Source organism: Kineosporia sp. R_H_3 (genome assembly GCF_002198675.1).
Classification (GTDB): Bacteria; Actinomycetota; Actinomycetes; order Actinomycetales; family Kineosporiaceae; genus R-H-3.
Genome location: NZ_MWLL01000151.1, coordinates 1 through 17,143 on the forward strand (window position 1 = coordinate 1; position 17,143 = coordinate 17,143).

General features: G+C 75.6%; 16 protein-coding genes. 10 read left to right on the forward strand and 6 right to left on the reverse strand.

Translation table 11 applies throughout. The annotated features are described in order from the left end of the window. Positions 1 to 768: 768 nt before the first annotated feature. Positions 769 to 1,839, reverse strand: a complete 1,071-nt coding sequence (locus ECOMGDLI_RS15245; RefSeq protein ID WP_088317673.1) for an amidohydrolase family protein — start codon at positions 1,837 to 1,839, stop codon at positions 769 to 771. Between the two features lie 118 nt (positions 1,840 to 1,957). On the opposite strand from ECOMGDLI_RS15245, the gene ECOMGDLI_RS15250 reads away from it, so the two are divergent. Genes ECOMGDLI_RS15250 through ECOMGDLI_RS15265 form a run of 4 tightly spaced genes read left to right on the forward strand, consistent with a single transcriptional unit; the run spans position 1,958 to position 6,091 of the window. After that, positions 1,958 to 2,854, forward strand: coding sequence for an SIS domain-containing protein (locus tag ECOMGDLI_RS15250; protein WP_088317685.1), 897 nt, complete (start codon positions 1,958 to 1,960; stop codon positions 2,852 to 2,854). After that, positions 2,851 to 4,230, forward strand: a complete 1,380-nt coding sequence (locus ECOMGDLI_RS15255) for an ABC transporter substrate-binding protein (protein ID WP_088317674.1) — start codon at positions 2,851 to 2,853, stop codon at positions 4,228 to 4,230. Before ECOMGDLI_RS15250 ends, ECOMGDLI_RS15255 begins: the two co-directional genes overlap by 4 nt. A gap of 2 nt (positions 4,231 to 4,232) precedes the next feature. Further along, positions 4,233 to 5,162: a carbohydrate ABC transporter permease gene (locus tag ECOMGDLI_RS15260; RefSeq protein WP_198954884.1), complete on the forward strand. Its 930-nt coding sequence runs from the start codon at positions 4,233 to 4,235 to the stop codon at positions 5,160 to 5,162. Next, on the forward strand, positions 5,162 to 6,091 hold the full coding sequence (locus tag ECOMGDLI_RS15265) for a carbohydrate ABC transporter permease (protein ID WP_088317676.1): 930 nt from the start codon (positions 5,162 to 5,164) through the stop codon (positions 6,089 to 6,091). The genes ECOMGDLI_RS15260 and ECOMGDLI_RS15265 overlap by 1 nt, the downstream gene beginning before the upstream one ends. A 34-nt stretch (positions 6,092 to 6,125) precedes the next feature. On the opposite strand, the gene ECOMGDLI_RS15270 is transcribed toward ECOMGDLI_RS15265, so the two are convergent. Then, positions 6,126 to 7,181, reverse strand: coding sequence for a 1-phosphofructokinase family hexose kinase (locus ECOMGDLI_RS15270; protein WP_088317677.1), 1,056 nt, complete (start codon positions 7,179 to 7,181; stop codon positions 6,126 to 6,128). Between the two features lie 7 nt (positions 7,182 to 7,188). Continuing rightward, positions 7,189 to 8,151 carry a carbohydrate kinase family protein gene (locus ECOMGDLI_RS15275; RefSeq protein ID WP_088317678.1) on the reverse strand — a complete coding sequence of 321 codons (963 nt, stop codon included), beginning with the start codon at positions 8,149 to 8,151 and terminating at the stop codon, positions 7,189 to 7,191. 73 nt (positions 8,152 to 8,224) lie between these two features. Here ECOMGDLI_RS15275 and ECOMGDLI_RS15280 point away from each other — a divergent pair, with 73 nt between their 5' ends. Beyond that, positions 8,225 to 9,664, forward strand: a complete 1,440-nt coding sequence (locus tag ECOMGDLI_RS15280) for a sensor histidine kinase KdpD (RefSeq protein WP_088317679.1) — start codon at positions 8,225 to 8,227, stop codon at positions 9,662 to 9,664. A gap of 6 nt (positions 9,665 to 9,670) precedes the next feature. Here the strand turns inward: ECOMGDLI_RS15280 and ECOMGDLI_RS15285 are convergent, their stop codons facing one another. Then, positions 9,671 to 10,381, reverse strand: coding sequence for a response regulator transcription factor (locus ECOMGDLI_RS15285; RefSeq protein WP_233153468.1), 711 nt, complete (start codon positions 10,379 to 10,381; stop codon positions 9,671 to 9,673). Positions 10,382 to 10,626: 245 nt separating this feature from the next. On the opposite strand from ECOMGDLI_RS15285, the gene ECOMGDLI_RS34675 reads away from it, so the two are divergent. Further along, the gene (locus ECOMGDLI_RS34675) at positions 10,627 to 11,109 is read left to right on the forward strand and encodes a hypothetical protein (RefSeq protein ID WP_088317680.1); all 483 of its coding nucleotides are present in this window, start codon (positions 10,627 to 10,629) and stop codon (positions 11,107 to 11,109) included. A 171-nt stretch (positions 11,110 to 11,280) separates the two neighbouring features. Beyond that, positions 11,281 to 11,976: a DedA family protein gene (locus ECOMGDLI_RS15295; RefSeq protein ID WP_088317681.1), complete on the forward strand. Its 696-nt coding sequence runs from the start codon at positions 11,281 to 11,283 to the stop codon at positions 11,974 to 11,976. Between the two features lie 33 nt (positions 11,977 to 12,009). Here ECOMGDLI_RS15295 and ECOMGDLI_RS15300 read toward each other — a convergent pair whose 3' ends face one another. Continuing rightward, positions 12,010 to 13,020 carry a LacI family DNA-binding transcriptional regulator gene (locus ECOMGDLI_RS15300; RefSeq protein ID WP_088317682.1) on the reverse strand — a complete coding sequence of 337 codons (1,011 nt, stop codon included), beginning with the start codon at positions 13,018 to 13,020 and terminating at the stop codon, positions 12,010 to 12,012. 247 nt (positions 13,021 to 13,267) lie between these two features. Between ECOMGDLI_RS15300 and ECOMGDLI_RS15305 the strand changes: the two genes are divergently transcribed. Both ECOMGDLI_RS15305 and ECOMGDLI_RS15310 read left to right on the forward strand, forming a co-directional pair. Then, a complete protein-coding gene (locus ECOMGDLI_RS15305) occupies positions 13,268 to 14,305 on the forward strand; it encodes an amidohydrolase family protein (RefSeq protein WP_198954885.1) in 1,038 nt (345 codons plus the stop codon). Beyond that, a complete protein-coding gene (locus ECOMGDLI_RS15310; protein WP_088317683.1) occupies positions 14,302 to 14,913 on the forward strand; it encodes a cysteine dioxygenase family protein in 612 nt (203 codons plus the stop codon). The genes ECOMGDLI_RS15305 and ECOMGDLI_RS15310 overlap by 4 nt, the downstream gene beginning before the upstream one ends. A gap of 22 nt (positions 14,914 to 14,935) precedes the next feature. Here the strand turns inward: ECOMGDLI_RS15310 and ECOMGDLI_RS15315 are convergent, their stop codons facing one another. Then, on the reverse strand, positions 14,936 to 16,216 hold the full coding sequence (locus ECOMGDLI_RS15315; protein ID WP_088317684.1) for a hypothetical protein: 1,281 nt from the start codon (positions 16,214 to 16,216) through the stop codon (positions 14,936 to 14,938). 173 nt (positions 16,217 to 16,389) lie between these two features. On the opposite strand from ECOMGDLI_RS15315, the gene ECOMGDLI_RS15320 reads away from it, so the two are divergent. Next, positions 16,390 to 17,143: hypothetical protein (locus ECOMGDLI_RS15320; RefSeq protein WP_143447725.1), on the forward strand; the 754-nt coding region annotated here is incomplete at its 3' end.

Genomic DNA, 17,143 nt, shown 5'->3' on the forward strand with positions numbered 1-17,143 from the left:
GCGGCTTCTCGTTCGTGCCGGTTCCGTAGCCGTCTCGACAGCCGGACGACCCGAGAGCCCCCGGCCCCGAACCCCCTCCCACCGCTCGTCTCGGCCCGGCGGCAGGGATGGCTCGCCGGCCACGCGGGCCCTTGTGGCTGCTGCGCGGGTGCGGTTCGGGGGTGTTCGGCTCGCCTGCCCGCGAGCGTGGTCTCTGGTGGTGGTTCCGGGCGGCTGCCGTACGCGTAGCGGGTCCCGTAGGGCTCGCGCCGTCTGTGGGGCATTGGGTTCAGGGCTGCGGGAAGGGACGGCGGCCGGGCGGGCGGCGGCTCGTCCGCACCACAGAAGTCGGGGACACCCCGCTGCCGGGCAGCGGGTCGAGGACCTACGCGGTCAACAGCACGCCCGCACGCCCGCACGGCCGCACGGCCGATGCCCTGGCCCCAGCGCCCCACGGACGGCGAGCGCCCCGCGAGACCCGCTACGACCACGGAAGCCGCCCAGAACCACCCGAAGGGCCGAACCCCCGACGGAGCGCGAGCCGGAGCCGACGCGCGCACCAAGACTCGAGGGGCCACCCGGCCGCGAAAGTCCCGGAACAAGCGCGCGGCACGAGCGGAGGGAGGGGGTCCGGAGCCGGAGGCTCTCGGATCGTCCGGTTGTCGAGACGGCAACGGAAACCACGCCCACCAACAGCCGCCCGTCTCGACAGCCGGACGAGCCGAGTCACCTCCGGTTCCGGACCCCCTCCCTCCGCCCCGAGGCACCCGACGTCGCGCAGCAAAGACCTCAGAGCCGAAAGACCCGCCGAGCGTTGTCCGCGTACACCAACGGCAAGAGGGACGACGGAAGGCCGGCTCCTGAGATCGTCCAACGGCCTTGTGGCGGGACACTCTCGCCGGGCGCGTACTCGAAGGCCTCGTCCTCGGTCTCGAGGAACCGGAACGCCGTCTCGTAGGCCGTGGCGTCCGGCGGGTACGCGTCGGTCCCGAAGAGGACCCGGGTCGGGTGCCGCTCGACGAGGCGGCGGAAGGCCCGCGGGGTCCGGCCGAGCTCGGCGAAGCGGCCGCCGGTGTCGACGTTGAAGTTCGGGTGGTCGTCGAGCATGCGGGAGACCCAGGTGAGGTTCTCGGCGTAGCAGCCGACGTGGGCGCCGACGTAGGTCGTCGAGGGGGTCGCGGCGACGAGGGTCTCGAGGGCGGTCATGAGGCGGGCGAAGGTCGGCAGGCCGGGGCCGCCGAACCACCAGTCGGGGTGCTCGCCGAGCTCGTCGACGCGTTCGTTCGTCGCGTCGAGGGGGTCGAAGAAGGCGACCGGGTCGGCGGTGTGGACGAGGACGGGCAGCCCGAGGTCGCCCGCGCGGGCCAGGGCAGTGACGACGCGGCCGTCGTCCGGCAGCACGAGGGCGCCCGTGCCGTCGCGGTGGGTCAGGCCGAGGTCCTTCCAGACCTTGAACCCGCGGGCGCCGCGCCGGGCGGCGTCGTCGACCTGGACGACGAGGGCGGCCGCCGCGTCGTCGGCCCGGAGGGCGGTCCAGTCGAGGTGCGCGAAGGTCGCGAAGCGGCCGGGGTGCGTGCGGTCGTAGCGGTCGAGGTTGGCGGTGAGCTCGTCGCCCCAGCGGCCGTCGAGGTTGACGAGCGTCGCGACGTCGTGGTCGTCGAGGACCCGCATCAGGGCCGGGACGTCGTCGACGAGCCAGCCGCCGTCGGGGGAGAGCCAGCGGCCGACATGGTTGTGGGCGTCGACGACCGGGACGGCCGGCCGGGGGACCGGCGTCACGTCCGTGACAGTCTGCGGGCGAGGGCGCCAGTCCTTGAGGAGGAGCGTGTCGACGAGGCGCTCCGTCGGGGTGTCCGTCACGTGTTCTCACCTCTCGGTCACCGCAGGATCCGCAGAGTGACTGAAGCGCGCAGTTCGACTGCTCACTTCACGCACTTCCATTGCAGTTCGCGCAGAAGCGAGCGTATCAATGGCCGGGATGAGCCTCACCGAGACCGAGATCCTCAGCCAGCCCGATGTCTGGGACCGCGCGCTGGCACTGACCCCTGCGTTCCGGGACGTCCTCGCCCACCCGGGGGAGCGCGTCCTCGTCGTCGGGTGCGGGACGTCCGCGTTCATGGCGGCCTCGATCGCCGCGCTCCGGGAGGGCGGCGACGTCGGGCTCACCGACTGGGCGTACGCCTCCGAGGCGCCGACGGGACGCGGGTACGACCGGGTCGTCGCGCTGACCCGCTCCGGGACGACGACCGAGGTGCTCGACCTGCTCGAGACCGTCGGCCGGTCGAGCCGGCGCAGCGTCGTCACCGCGGTCACCGGCTCGCCGGTCGAGGCGCTCGCCGACGACGTCGTCGTCCTCGACCTCGCCGACGAGAAGAGCGTCGTCCAGACCCGCTTCCCGACGACGACCGTGCTCCTGGCCCGGGCGGCGCTCGGCGAGGACGTCGCCGGGCTGCCGGCGGCGTGCGCCGCCGCCGTCCACCGCGGCCTGCCCTTCGACGTCGAGGACGTCGACCATCACGTCTACCTCGGCCGCGGCTGGACGACGGGCCTGGCCCACGAGGCCGCGCTGAAGATCCGCGAGGCCGCCCAGACCTGGTCGGAGAGCTACCCCGCGCTCGACTACCGGCACGGGCCGCTCGCCGTGGCGGGCCCGCGCTCGGCGGTCTGGGTCTTCGGGCCGCCGCCCGCGGGGCTCGTCGACGACATCGCCGTCACCCGGGCCCGAACCGTCGTCTCGGACGACGACCCGCTCGTCCAGCTCGTGCTCGCCCAGAGGGTCGCCGTGGCGCTCGCCGGCCACCGCGGTCTCGACCCGGACCGTCCGCGGCACCTCACGCGGTCGGTCGTCCTCGCGCGGAACGGAGCCACCCCATGACCCGCCGATCCACCAGCCGCCTCACCACCCTCCAGGCTGCCCGGAGCACCGATCCCCTGCGCCGCAGGCGGTTCCTCGGTGCCGCCCTCGCCACCGTGACCGCCGTCGTCCTCGCCGCCTGCAGCGGCGGCTCGTCGGCGGGCACCGGCGGGGCCCCCGCGTCGCCGTCCGACACCGCCGCCCCCGTGACCCTCCAGTGGTGGACCGGTCAGAGCTCCGACGCGCAGAAGACGCTCGACGGCCTCGCGAAGGAGTTCACCGCGCTGCACCCGAACGTGACGATCGAGGCGAGCTCCGGCGCACCGACGACCGACGAGCTGCTCCAGAAGCTCACCGCCGGGTTCGCGAGCGACACCTACCCGGACATCAGCTACGCGTTCGGCTCCTGGGCGACGCAGCTGGGGGAGTCGGGCAAGACGCTCGACCTCACCGAGAAGGTCAAGGACCCGGCCGTCGCGTGGGAGCAGTTCCCCGAGTCGGCGCGGCTCACGGCGTCCCCGGGCGGCAAGGTCCTCGGCGTCCCGGCGATCGTCGACAACCTCGCGCTCATCTACAACCCCGAGCTGTTCGAGGCGGCGGGCGTCGCCGAGCCGACCGCGGACTGGACCTGGGACGACTTCCGCGCCGCGGCCAAGGCGATCAGCGACCCGGCGAAGAACATCTACGGGACGGCGTACTCGGTCTCCGGCTCCGAGGACACGACGTGGCACTTCTGGCCGCTGCTCTGGCAGCGCGGGGGCGACGTCCTCACCGCGGACGAGAAGAAGTCCGCGTTCAACAGCCAGGCGGGCGTCGACTCCCTCGAGCTGCTGCGTGCCATGGCCGTCGACGACAAGAGCGTCTACCTCGACCAGACCGACGAGAAGTACGGCCCGCTGTTCGCCGACGGCCGGATCGGGATGATCATCTCCGGGCCCTGGCAGCTCTACGACCTCGTGCAGAAGAAGACGCCGTACAAGGTGCAGGTGCTGCCCGGCGTGAACGGCAACCACCAGACGGTCTCCGGCCCCGACGTCTGGGTGCTCTACGACCACGGCGACGCGAACAAGGCGTACTGGTCCTTCGAGCTCGTCAAGTGGCTCACCTCGCCCGAGGTCGACGTCCGCTGGAACCTCGCGCAGGGCAACCTGCCGCTGCGGTCGTCGGCGGCGTCGACCCCGGAGTTCGCCCAGTACGTCAAGGAGTACCCCGGTGGTGACGTCATGTTCGCCAACCTGCAGAACGCGACGAAGCCGCGGCCGACCGTCAGCGGCTACGTCGGCCTGAGCCGCTACGTCGGCGAGGCGATCGCCAAGACGCTGCAGGGTGCCGCGACCCCGCAGCAGGCCCTCGACGAGGCGGCGAAGAAGGCGGACGTCGCCCTCGCCGGCGGCTGAGCGTGACCGTCTTCGCGTCGTCCGCGCCCGTCCGTCCGGCGCGGACGACGCGGGTCCGGCGCCGGCTCGTCGGCGACCTCACCGGCTGGGGCTTCGCGGGCCCGGCGACGTTCGTCGTCCTCGGCCTGTCGGTGTTCCCGGCGCTGTGGGCGCTGCGCATCTCGCGGCAGAAGTGGAACGGCATCGCGCCGCCGAAACCGTTGGGCTGGACCAACTACCAGCTCATGGCGTCCGACCCGGACCTGTTCTCCGCCGTCCGGCACACGGTCGTGCTCACGGCGCTCTTCGTGCCGCTGTCGCTCCTGCTCGGGCTGCTCATCGCGATCGCGCTCAACCAGCCGATCCGCTTCGCCGGCTTCTACCGCACGTGCATCTTCGTGCCGTTCGTCGTCTCCGCGGCCGTCACCGGCATCCTCGCGACGTTCGTCTTCAACCCCCAGTTCGGCATCGTCAACGCCGGTCTGCGCTCGGTGGGCGTCGCGCCGCAGCAGTTCCTCGAGAGCCCCTCCCAGGTGCTGCTCGTCCTCGTGCTCGTCTCCCTGTGGGGCTCGGTCGGGTTCACGGTCGTCGTCTACCTCGCGGCGCTCCAGGACATCCCGCGCGAGCTCACCGAGGCCGCCCTCGTCGACGGCGCGAACCGCCGGCAGGTCTTCCGGTACGTCACGGTCCCGCAGCTGCGCCCCGTCACGGTCTTCACGGCCGTCTGGCAGACGATCACGGCCTTGCAGCTCTTCGACATCATCTACACGACGACCCGGGGCGGGCCGCTCGGCGCCTCTCAGACCGTCGTCTACTACGTCTACTACCAGTTCCGCGAGCTGCAGCGGTACGGCTACGCGTCCGCGGTCTCCTACGGGCTCTTCGCGGTGACGATGCTCATCACCCTCGGCATGGTCGTCTACGCGCGGCGCCGCGGAACGGAGGCGTTCTGATGGCCGTCGACCGCCGCGTCGCCGTCCGGGACGACGCGCCCGGCCCCGTCGAGCGGGCGACGACGAATCCCGTCCGGCGCCGCCGGCTGCCCTTCAGCCCGTGGCACCTGCTGCTCGCCCCGATGGCGCTGGCGTTCGTCTTCCCGCTCGTGCAGATGGTGCTCACGTCGTTCATGGACGACAGCGAGATCAACCGGTTCCCGCCGCGCTTCCTGCCGCGGAGCATCGACCTCGGCAGCGCCGGCGGCCGCGGCCAGGAGCGGGCGAGCGGGTACGTCGGGCTGCTCACCCAGACCCCGGTGCTGCACTGGCTGCTCAACTCGACGCTCGTCGCGACGGTCGCCGTCGTCTCGCACCTCGCGCTCTGCTCGCTCGCCGGCTACGGGTTCGCCCGGCTGCGGTTCCACGGCCGGCAGGTCGGGTTCTTCCTCCTGCTGAGCACGGTGATGATCCCGACCCAGCTCCTCCTCGTGCCGACGTACGTCCTGTTCGCCCGCCTCGGCTTCGTCGACACCCTCGCGGCGGCGTTCGTGCCGTGGCTCGCCTCGGCGTTCGGCATCTTCCTCATGCGTCAGTTCTTCCTGTCGCTGCCGACCGAGCTCGAGGACGCCGCCCGGATCGACGGCTGCTCGACCTTCGGCGTGTTCTGGCGCATCGTCCTGCCGCTGGCCAGGCCGGCGCTCGCGACCCTGGCGATCTTCACCCTGCTCGGCTCCTGGAACGACCTCGTCTGGCCCCTCGTCGCGATCAACGACGAGAGCAGCTACACGATCCAGCTCGGCTTGGCGAACTTCCAGGGCACCCGGCGCACCCAGTGGTCGCTCCTCATGAGCGGCAACGTCGTCGCGACGATGCCGCTGATCCTCGCGTTCCTCTTCGCCCAGCGGCAGTTCGTCGCGACGATGACGTTCAGCGGGCTCAAGGGCTGACGGCCGGGCGGCGCCCCGCCGCGGGGCCCGTCGCCTACAGCGGCGACAGCGTCGTGACGAGCACCTTCTCCGCGAGCGTGCGGGCCGTCCCGGCGTCGAGCACCCCGGCGCCGGGTGTCAGCGCGTTCGCCGCGCCCGCGCCCATCGCGAGCCGCAGCGCGGTCTCGACGTCGTCGGGGGCGTCGGCGAGCGCGGTGAGCAGCCCGCCGAGGAAGGAGTCGCCGCTGCCGACGGGGAAGTCGCCGCGGACGTCGAGGGTCGCCCGCAGCGGCGGGCCGGTCCGGGAGGCGACGACCGCGCCGTCCGCGCCGGCCGTGACGATCGCCAGCGAGGTGTGCGGGGACGCCGCGAGGAGCGCGGTCGCGAGCACCGCGGGGTCGCGCAGCTGGGCGGCCGTGAGCGGGTCCGCGCCGGTGGCGTCGTCGCCACCGTCGCCGTAGCCGGTGCCGCGGCCGGAGCCGAGCAGCGCGGCGGCCTCCTCGACGTTGACCTTCAACAGGTCCGCGCCCGCACCGACCGCGGCGGCGAGCGCCGTCGAGTGGGTGTCGACGGCGACCTTCGCGCCCGCGCCCTTCGCGGCGGCGACGAGGTCGGCGAGCGCCTCGGGGACCGGGCCAGGCGGCAGCGAGCCGGACAGCGACACCCATGACGGGTGCTCGTCGCAGACCCGGACGACGGTGTGGAGCAGGTCCGACCAGGCCTTCGGCGTGATCCGCGGGGGCGGCTCGTAGAACTCGGTGAGCGTGCCCGCCGACCGGTCGGAGACCGACACGCACGTCCGCGTCGGCTCGATGCCCATGACGGTCGCCAGGCGCATCCCGCTGCGGGCGAGCATCGCGACCATCCACGCGCCCGAGTCCCCGCCGAGGACGCCGGCCGCCGCGACGTCCGCGCCGAGCGCCCGGGCCGCGCGGGCGACGTTGAAGCCCTTGCCGCCGGGCACCCGGTAGACCTCGGCGGGGCGGTGGATCGTGCCCGGCGCGAGGTGCGGGACGACGTAGGTGACGTCGATGCTGGGGCTCAGCGCGACGCAGACGATCCGCGCGGGGCGTCGTCCGCCCGCGCCGCCCGATGCCGTCGCACTCGTCATGGGACCGTCATACCAGCCCTTCGACCTCTGCGCGGGTCGCTTGTGCGCTCGTGCCGCCGGCCGCGCGGGTCGAGAGCGACCCCGCGACGGCGGCCCAGCGCAGGCACTCGGCGAACGGACGTCCGTCGAGCCATGCCGCGAGGAACCCCGCGTCGAACGAGTCTCCCGCACCGGTGGTGTCGACGACGTCCAGGGTCAGCCCCGGCGCCGCGTGCCGGCCCGCGGCGTCCCACCCGAGCGCACCGGCCGCACCGGCCTTGACCGCGACGAGCGGACCCGCGGCACGCAGGACGGCGGCCGCGGCCCCGAGCCCGTCCGTGCCGTCGTCCGTGCCGCCCTTTGAGGCCCCCGCCAGCGCCGCGGCGAGCGCGACGAGCTCGGTGCCGTTCGGCAGCAGGACGTCGACGTGCGGCAGCGCATCGGCGACCCCGCTCCACCGGCCCGCCGGGTCCCAGTTCGTGTCGAGGGACGTCGTGCAGCCCGCGGCCCGCGCCCGTGCGAGCAGCCCGGCCCCGCGGTCCGCGAGCCCGGGCAGCAGGAACCACGAGGCGACGTGCACGTGCCGGGCCCGGGCGAGCAGGTCGTCGCCGACCGCGTCCGGGTCGAGCAGCGGCAGCGCGCCGAGCCGGGTGAGGATCGCCCGGTCGTCGGGCGCGGAGAGGATGACCGACAGCCCGGTCGGGACGTCGTCCTCGACCCGCACCGTCGAGGTGTCGACCCCGCGCGCGGCGAGGGCGGTGACGACCTGGTCGCCGAAGAGGTCGCGGCCCACGTGCGCGACGAGCGCGGTCCGCAGCCCGAGCCGGGCCGTGCCGGCCGCGACGATCCCGGCGGAGCCGGCGGGCACGAGGTCGGCGGCGTCGAGGAGCTGCTCGGCCTGCCCGAACCGCGGGACGACGTCGCCGCGCAGCACGAGGTCGGGGTTGAGGTCGCCGACGACGAGGACGTCGAGGTCGCGCTGCTGCGTCACATGCCGAACGCTACCGAGCGCACCCGCGCGCCGAGGGGCCCGACCGGCCGCGGGCGCGCCCTACGCTGGCGACGTGGACGACACGCAGCAGCCCGGTGCGCGCCGGGTCCCGCTGCTCAGCACGATCCTGCAGCGGTCGATCCTCCTCGGCGCCGCGTTGGCGATGCTCCTGTTCGCGCTGCCGCTCGGCGTCGCCGTCGAGGGCCTGTACCGCAACCAGACCGCCGGTGACGTCGCCCGGGACGCCGAACGCGCCCGGGCCGAGCTGAACGACCGGGTGCTCGAGGCGCTCCGGGGGGGCACGGCGTCCGGCATGGCGGATGTGCTGCCGGAGCCGCACTCGTCCCGTGTCGTCCTCGGCGTGTACAGCTCCTCGGGCGACCTCCTGCTCGGCGAGGGCCCCCAGCGTGCCGAGACCGTCGTCCGGGAGGCGGCCGACACCCTCGTCGAGACCGAGACCGTCGGCCGCTCCGGCATCGTCGTGGCCGTCCCGGTGCCGGACGACGACGGCCGGCAGGCGTTCGTCGTGCGGGCCGCGGAGAACTCCCACGAGTACCTCGAGCGCACCTACGCGGCGTGGGCGGCGATGGCCGGCATCGGCCTGCTCGTGCTGCTCGTCGTCGCGGCGGTCGCGCGGTCCCGGGCACGGCGGATCGCCCGGCCGCTGGAGTCGCTGGCCCGGGCCGCCGAGGCGCTCGGCCGGGGCGACTTCACCGTGCGCGCCGTCCGGGCCGGCGTCGCCGAGGTCGACGCCGCGAGCCAGAACCTCGAGCGGACGGCGCGCCGCCTCGGCGGGATGCTCGAGCGCGAGCGGGCGTTCTCGAGCGACGCGAGCCATCAGATGCGGACCCCGCTGACCGCCGTCCGGATCGGGCTGGAGTCGGCGCTCATCACCCCGGGGGCGGACCTGCGCCAGGCCGCCTCGGACGCGCTCGTCGGCCTGGACCGCCTCGAGCAGACCGTCCTGGACCTGCTCGCGCTGGCCCGCGACACGGGCGGCACCCGGACCCGGGCCGACGTCGCCGCCGTCGTCGCCGACGTCGCGTCCTCCTGGCGGCCGCGGCTGCAGGCCCTCGGCCGCGACGTCCTGGTCCGGTTCGAGCAGCGGCCGGCGTTCGCCGCGGTCTCGGAGCCGGCGATGCGCACCGTCCTCGACGTCCTGCTCGACAACGCGCTCGTGCACGGCGCCGGTGCGGTGCGGGTCACCGTGCGGGGGCTCGAGGGCGCCGTGCTCGTCGACGTGTCGGACGAGGGCGACGGCGTCGGCGGCGACCCGCGGCGGATCTGGGTGCGGCGGTCCGCGGACGCGAAGGGCACCGGCATCGGGCTGTCGCTGGCCCGCTCGCTCGTCGAGGCGGACGGCGGCCGGCTCGAGCTCGTGCGGGCGGTGCCGGCGACGTTCGCGGTGCTGCTGCCGCTCGGGGCGCCGGACGAGCCCGACGGTCCGGACGCGCCGTCCGCCGCCCGGGCGGCTGCCCCGTCGGTCTCCGGGCCGGTGCGCCGCAGGGCCTGACCGGGGCTACGCGGGCGGGTCGTAGCGGTAGCCGTACCCGCGGAGCGTGACGATCCGCTCCGGGTCCTCGCCGTGCTCGGCGAGCTTCTTGCGCAGCGACGAGATGTGCATGTCGAGGGTCTTCGTCGGGCCCGACCAGTTGGCGTCCCAGACGTCGCTCATGAGCTGCTCCCGGGTCACCGCCTGACCCGCCTCGGCGACGAGCGCCGCGAGCAGCTCGAACTCCTTCGGCCGCAGCGCGACCTCGGTGCCGTGCACCTCGCAGCGCCGGGCGCCGAGGTCGAGCCGGAGCGCCCCGAGGACGACGACCTCCTCGCCGCGGTGGTCGGCCGGGCCCTGCCTGCGCAGGTGGGCGCGGATGCGCGCGAGCAGGACCGGCAGCCGGAACGGCTTGGTGAGGTAGTCGTCGGCACCGGCCTCGAGGCCGAGGACGACGTCGAGGTCGTCCGCCCGCGCCGAGAGGACGACGACGACCGTCGAGGGCAGCTTGGCCCGCAGCAGCCGGCACAGCTCGACGCCGTCGAGGTCGGGCAGCCCGAGGTCGAGCAGCACGAGCACGGGCGGCTCGTCCGCGGCGAGCTCGAGGGCCTCCGCCGCCGTGAGCGCCCACAGCACTTCGTAGCCCTGCCCGCGCAGGGCCGCGGTCAGCGGAGTGCCGATCGTCGGGTCGTCCTCGACGACGAGCAGGGTCGGAGCGCTCTCGGGTACCACCACCACGGCCCCCACCGTAGGACCACGGCCCCCCCTGCGGGGGCGACCGGCCTCCGCGCGCGGCACGTGTCCCGGGACACACCCGTCCGGGTGACCGCCTTACCGTGCGTTGACCGCACGCACCGTGGGTGCTGACCGGCCGGTCCCTAGCGTCGTTCCCGAGCCCGGACGACGGACCTGACGCAGGCCCCGCCGTCCGGACCCGGACCCGCCGGACCCACCGGCGGACGCTACGGAGGGAACCACCCGCGATGACCAGCCTCGACTCCCGCACCAGCCACGCCGCCCCCGTGCCCGCGGTCTCGGCGAACGCCGTGCCCGTCGCCGGCGCCGTCCCCGCCGCCGTCTCCGCCGGGCACGGCGAGCACGTCCTGCGCCGCGGCGTCGCCGCCGTCGGCCTGCTCGGCATCGCCCTCATCCACGTCGTCGACGTGCCCGACAAGCTCGAGGAGGTCCCCTACCTCGGGGTCGCCTACCTCGGTCTCATCGCCGTGTCGCTCGTCGTCGCCGAGATGCTCGTGCGCCGCGACGACCGCCGCGCCTGGGCGGTCTCCGCGCTGCTGTCGGCCGCGGTGATCCTCGGCTACGTGGTCAACCGGACGACCGGCATGCCCGGCGCCATGGACGACATCGGCAACTGGCTCGAGCCGCTCGGCGTCGCCTCGCTCTTCGTCGAGGGCGTCGTCCTCGCCGTCTCCTGCATCGCCCTCGTCCGGCGTCCGGGCCGGCGCTGAGCACCGCACGGGCACCGCAGGCATGAACCACCGCGCCGGCCCGGGACCGCACTCCCGGGCCGGCGCGGTCGTGCGTCCCGCCCCCGGGCACGCCCGGGTAGCCCCGGGGGCGGACGGGTGCTCCGACCGTCGGCGGACGCCGGACCGCCGTCCGGGTGGCAGGCTTGAGCCGTGAGTCACCTGCTCGAGCCGATCCTGAACCTGCCGCCGGCCGTCGCCTACACGGTCATCGCCCTGCTCGTCTTCGGCGAGGCGGCGGTCTTCCTCGGCTTCGTCCTGCCCGGTGAGACGGCCGTCGTCCTCGGCGGCGTGCTCGCCTCCCGGCACGACCTCAGCCTGCCGTGGCTGCTGCTCCTCGTCGTCGTCGCGGCCGTCCTCGGCGACAGCGTCGGGTACGAGGTCGGCAAGCACTACGGCGAGCGGGTGCTGCAGTGGCGCCTGCTGCACCGGCACAGCGGCAAGCTCGACGGGGCCCGCGGCTACCTGCGCGAGCGCGGCGGCTCGGCGGTCTTCCTCGGCCGCTGGACGGCGTTCTTCCGGGCCGTCATGCCGGGGCTGGCCGGCATGAGCCGGATGCCGTATCGCCGCTTCCTCGTCTTCAACGCCGTCGGCGGGATCGTCTGGGGCGTCACGTTCACCCTCGTCGGCTACCTCGCGGGCAACTCCTACGCCGTCGTCGAGAAGACGGTCGGCCGCGCCGGTGCGCTCGTCACGCTGACCGTCGTCCTCGTCGGGCTCGTCGTGTGGCACCGTCGGCGAGGGCACCGGGACACCGTCGCGACCGCCGGCACCGGCCTCGGCGGTCCCGCCCTCCAGGCGGCGACGAGCGCCGACACCGACGGCGCGGCCCAGGCACCGCGCGACTGAGCCGTTCGCCGGGGCCGGGAGCCGCCGGGCGGGTCAGCCGCGTCGCGGCGGTGCCGTCGAGCCGCCCTCGAGCAGGCTCGGCCGCCGGACGACGCGCCGCCGCCGAGGGGCGCCCTCGGCCGCCGCGGTGACGAGCCGGGCCGTCGCCGCCACGATCGCGGTGGTGTCCCAGTCGACCGTCGTCAGCGGCGGGGACAGCAGCCGGGAGACCGGCCGGGCGTCGTAGCCGAGCACCGACAGGTCGCGCGGGACGTCGAGGCCGAGGTCGCGTGCGGCCGCGTAGGCGCCGTGGGCGATCGAGTCCGAGAAGCAGAAGACGGCCGTCGGCCGGCGCGGTGACGCGAGCACGTCGTGCGCGGCGGCGGTCGCGTCGTCGAGGCCGTGCCGGGCCGTCGTGATCGTCACCCGGACGCCGAGCCGCTCCGCCTCCGCCCGGACGTGGACGTCGCCCGGCCGGTCCGGGGTGCTCGGCCGGGTCGGCGTGAGCACGCCGATGTGCCGGTGCCCGAGGGCCACGAGGTGCTCCAGGGCCAGCGTCACCCCGCTGCGGTTGTCGAAGACGACCTCGCCGGCCGTCCGGGCGCCGGCGAGCGCGTCGCCGACGACGACGAGGGGGACCTGCTCGGCGACCTCCGCCCAGAACGGCGCGGCGGGGTCGACCGGCGCCAGGACCATCGCGTCGACGCGCTGGTCGACGAGCCGCCGGGCCAGCCGTTCCTCGTGGCCCGGGTCGCCGCCGGAGTCGAGGACGATCGCGAACCGGTCGTCACCGAGCAGCGCGGCGCCGAGGGCGACGACCGTCTCCTGCTGCCAGAGGTCCTCGAGGGAGGCCCACAGGACGCCGACCATCCCGGTCCGGCCGCTCGCGAGGGCGCGGGCCACCGGGTTCGCCTCGTAGCCGAGCTCGGCCGCGGCCCGGCGGACCCGCTCCTGGGTCTCCTCGGAGACCTGGAGCCCGCGCATCGCGTAGGAGACCGCGGCCTGGGACAGGCCCGTGGCCTCCGCGACGTCGCGGATCGTGACGCGCCTGGCAGGTCGGGGCACCGGGTCAGCGTACAAGCGCCGTCCGACGGTCCCGGCCGGGCGAGGTCGTCCCGACAGGCGGTCGGTCCCTTGACGGCGCAGCATCCGCGCGCTATCTCTGGTGAACGGGTTCAGTGAACCGCTTCACATCAGTGTTTCCAGAGAGTTTCGTGTCCAAGCCGCTGCCGTCCCGCAGCACTCCCGAAGCACTCCCGAAGCACCGTCGCGCCAGGCTCTGACCGTCCGTCGTCCGTCGAGGAGGTGACCCGTGCCGCCATCCGGCTCCGTCGACGTCCACCAGCACCTGTGGACGCCGGCCCTCGTCGAGGCGCTGCGGGCCCGGCGCCTGCCGCCGTACCTCGACGGCTGGACGCTCCACGTCGCGGGCGCCGCCCCGTTCGCCGCCGACCCGCTCGACCACGACGTCGACGCCCGGGCCCGCGCCGCCCGGGACGACGGGCTCGCGCTCGCCGTCGTCGCGCTCTCCGCCGGGCTCGGCGTCGAGCACCTGCCGCCCGACGAGGCGGCCGCCGTGCTCGCCGGCTACCACGCGGGCGCCGCGGCGCTGCCCGCGCCGTTCGCCGCCTGGGCCGCCGCGGGCCTCGTCGAACCGGACCCGGCGGCCCTCGCGGCCCTGCTCGACGACGGCTTCGTCGGCCTCGAGCTGCCCGCCACGGCGCTCGCGGACGACGCGGGGTGGGAGCACTGCGCGCCGCTGCTCGCCGTCCTCGAACGCCGGGGCGCGCCGCTGCTCGTGCACCCCGGGCCGGCCGCCCCCGCGCCGTCGGCGGCACCCGCCTGGTGGTCGCCCGTCGTGGACTACGTGCCCCAGATGCACGCGGGGTGGTTCGCGTTCCGGGCCTTCGGCCGCCCGGCGTTCCCGCGGCTGCGGGTCTGCTTCACGCTCCTCGCCGGCCTCGCGCCGCTGCACGGCGAACGGCTGCGGGCACGCTCGGGCGGCGACCCGGCCGCCACCGAACGTGGCCGGGTCGACCCGGACGCGTTCCTCGACACGTCGTCGTACGGGCCGCGCGCCCTGGACGCCGTCGTCCGGGTGCTCGGGGTGGACGTCCTCGTGCACGGCTCCGACCGCCCGTGGGCGGTCCCGCAGGGCACCGGCCTCGGCGACGCCGCGGACGCCGTCGTCCACCGGGACAACCCGCTCCGGCTCCTGCACGGGGTCCGGCCGGCCGCGCACGGCGGGCCCGTCGGCCGGCCGCCGGACGGCGGCCCGGCGCAGGCCGTCCCGGTCGGCGCCCCCGCCGCGTCAGCAGCCCCGGTACCGCTCCAGGAAGGACGACGATGAGCACCTCCGACGTCGCGCAGTCTCCCCAGGCCTGCGCACCGACCGCCGGCCCGCTCCCGGGCGGTGACGTCGACGTCTGGGCGGCGCTGCCGGCCCGCAGCCTGGGCACCGACGAGCTCAAGGGCCTCGTCGACACCCTCGCGGCCCGCCCCGAGCTGTGGCGCGACCACGTCGCCTACGACGACGACCGCCGGCACTTCGTCTCGCTGCACCGCGACGAGCACGTCGACGTCTGGCTGCTGTGCTGGACGAACGTCAACGACACCGGCTGGCACGACCACGACATCTCCTCGGTCGCCTACCACGTCGTCGAGGGCGCGGTCTGCGAGCAGAACCCGCGGATCAACGGCACCCCGCGCCAGACGCTGCTCGGCCCGGGGTCGTCGCTGGCATTCGGCCCCGAGCACATCCACCGGGTGAGCGGGGTCGCCGACCGCAGCGTGACGATCCACGCGTACTCGCCGCCGCTGTGGCGTCTGGGCCAGTACGCGATCAGCGACGACGGCGTCATGACCCGGGTCTCGGTGAGCTACGCCGACGAGCTGCGGCCGATGGACGCTGCACCCCCGACCGCCGGCTCGGTGGGGAGCCGCCCCGCCGGGGGGTGAGCCGCGCGCCCGGCCTGCCGGCTCACGCGTACTCGCGCAGCCGGGCCCGCAGCGCGAGGGGGCCGAGAACGGCCACGAGGACGGCGACGGCCCACGCGGCCAGGGCGCCGGCGCGCAGGCCGGTGGTCGCCCGCGCCCAGCCGTCGTCGGCGGCCTGCACCTGGCGCGCGAGGAGCGCCCCGCTCGCGGCGTCGAAGCCCTCGAACGCGCCCACCGGGCCCAGGGTGCTCGCGTCGAGGGCGACGGCGACCTCGGCCTCCCGGTCGCCCGAGGCGGCCGCCGCGCCGAGCCGCCCGTGCGCCGTCCGGTAGCCGTCGAGCTGCTGCCGGGCAGCGACGACGGCCGCCGCCTCGGTGGCGTCGCCCCGGGTCGAGAGCGACCGGCGCGCCGCCCCGAGCGCGTCCTGCGCCTCGCGCATCGAGCGCTGCCACGCCGGCTCGGCGGCCGGGGTGCGGCCGGCGACGACGGCCAGGGCCTCCGCGGACCGGGCGGCGAAGGCCGCGGAACGGGCGGCGACGAGGTGCTGCGCGACGGCCGAGGGGCCGAGCGTCACCCGGTCCACCTCCGCACGGCTGCTGCGCACGACACCGCCGACGAGCAGCGCCGCCCCGGCGAGCAGGACGAGCGCGAGGGCGAGCGGCGGTGCGAGCAGCCGGCGGAAGCGGCGCGCGAGCCACACCTGCACGCCGAGGAGGACGGCGCACGCGACGACCGCGACCGCGAGCGCCACCAGCTCGCTGCCGGACGACGCGGTCGCGTCGTGGCGCAGCCGCGAGGCGGCCTCGTCACGGGCCGTGCCGACGACGGGAAGGACCCTGGTGCGCACGGTCGTCGAGGCCGCCGCCACGGCGGGGACCGCGCCGGGGCGGCCCTCCCGGGCGAGCGCCCGCGCGACCTCGACCTGGCCGCTGTACCGGGCCAGCCACAGGTTCGCGACGGCGAGGGTCCGCGGGTCCGTCGCGTCGGCCGCGAGCATCGGCATCCCGGTCGCGGCAGGCTGGAGGGCGTAGCCGAAGCGCCGGTCGCGGCTCCCGCCGTCCCGGGTGCCGCGGAGCACGTCGTCCCCGGCCGCGGCGTCCGCGACGACGAGGCGGGTCGCGACGTCCTGGAGCCGGACGACGTCCCGGGTGTCCGCGCGGGCCCGCTCCAGGCCGGTGGCGCGGCGGTGCGCGGCGAGGCCCCCGAGGCCGCCGGCGGCCAGGCCCGCCACCACGACGGCGGCGACGGCGAGCCGGAGGAGGGCCGGGGTGCTGGTCCGCAGGCGGCCGGTCGGCGGGCTGCTGGTCGGCGGGGTGCTGGTCATGGTCGGCACGTCGCGATGATGTCCCGGTGCCGGGCGCGGTTCCGTTGCGTGACAGATGTTCTCCGGGCGTTCACCGGGTGGTCCGCCGGGCGGCTGCCGGTGAGGTCTTGACCAGGTGTCCGCCCGGTACCCAGCATGGTTCCCCGCAGTGATCGTCCCGCCGGAGGAGCAGCGTGGCGCCGGAGGGCAGCCCGGGGGCGGACCGCCCCGCGGCCGACGTCATGGTCGTCGTCCGCGACTCCGTCGCGGCGCTCGACGGGTCGGCGCCTGGGTTCCGGCCGCGCTGCTACGCCGAGCTCATCGCCCTCGTCCCCGGCATCCTCGCGTCGACGGCGGACCACGGGCACGCGGTGGCCGACGAGCTCACGACCCAGGTCTTCGCGGCGGCCCTGAGCGAGGACGCCGACGGCGTCGTCACGGACCGGCTGGGCCGGGTCGGGGCGCAGCTGTACGCCGCGGGCTTCCCGGTCGAGGGGTACCAGGGTGCCGCCCACGCCGTCCTGCGGGCCGCCCGCGACGTGTACCCGGACGACTGGGACAGCAGCCTCAGCTCGGCCTGGGTCGCCTACCTCGGCTGGGCCGGCGACCGGCTCTCCCGCGGTGCCGCGGCCGAGCGCGCCCGCGGCCCGGCGACCGGGCCGGGCGGCCCGCGGGGTGGGGTCGCCGCGATGCCGGCCGCCGTCCCCACGTCGCTGACCGGCGTCTACGAGGCGCTCGCGGGCGGCCCCTTCGCCGGCAACGCCGCCGCGCTGGACAGCGTCGCGACCCGGATCGCGCTGCGCACCGGCGCCGACATCCGGTACCCGCGGATGGACCAGCAGGCCGACCCCGCGCTCGTCGCCGCGGTGCTCACGGCCCTGGGGCGGATGGGGTACGCACCCGGTGGCACCGCCCCGGAGGCCGGGACCGCGGTCCCGGCCGCCGGGG

Coding starts and splice junctions, on each gene's coding strand:
- ECOMGDLI_RS15270 (WP_088317677.1), bottom strand. CDS start 7,181: ATGACGAGTGCGACGGCATCGGGCGGCGCGGGCGGACGACGCCCCGCG.
- ECOMGDLI_RS15310 (WP_088317683.1), top strand. CDS start 14,302: ATGAGCACCTCCGACGTCGCGCAGTCTCCCCAGGCCTGCGCACCGACC.
- ECOMGDLI_RS15250 (WP_088317685.1), top strand. CDS start 1,958: ATGAGCCTCACCGAGACCGAGATCCTCAGCCAGCCCGATGTCTGGGAC.
- ECOMGDLI_RS15255 (WP_088317674.1), top strand. CDS start 2,851: ATGACCCGCCGATCCACCAGCCGCCTCACCACCCTCCAGGCTGCCCGG.
- ECOMGDLI_RS15265 (WP_088317676.1), top strand. CDS start 5,162: ATGGCCGTCGACCGCCGCGTCGCCGTCCGGGACGACGCGCCCGGCCCC.
- ECOMGDLI_RS15315 (WP_088317684.1), bottom strand. CDS start 16,216: ATGACCAGCACCCCGCCGACCAGCAGCCCGCCGACCGGCCGCCTGCGG.
- ECOMGDLI_RS34675 (WP_088317680.1), top strand. CDS start 10,627: ATGACCAGCCTCGACTCCCGCACCAGCCACGCCGCCCCCGTGCCCGCG.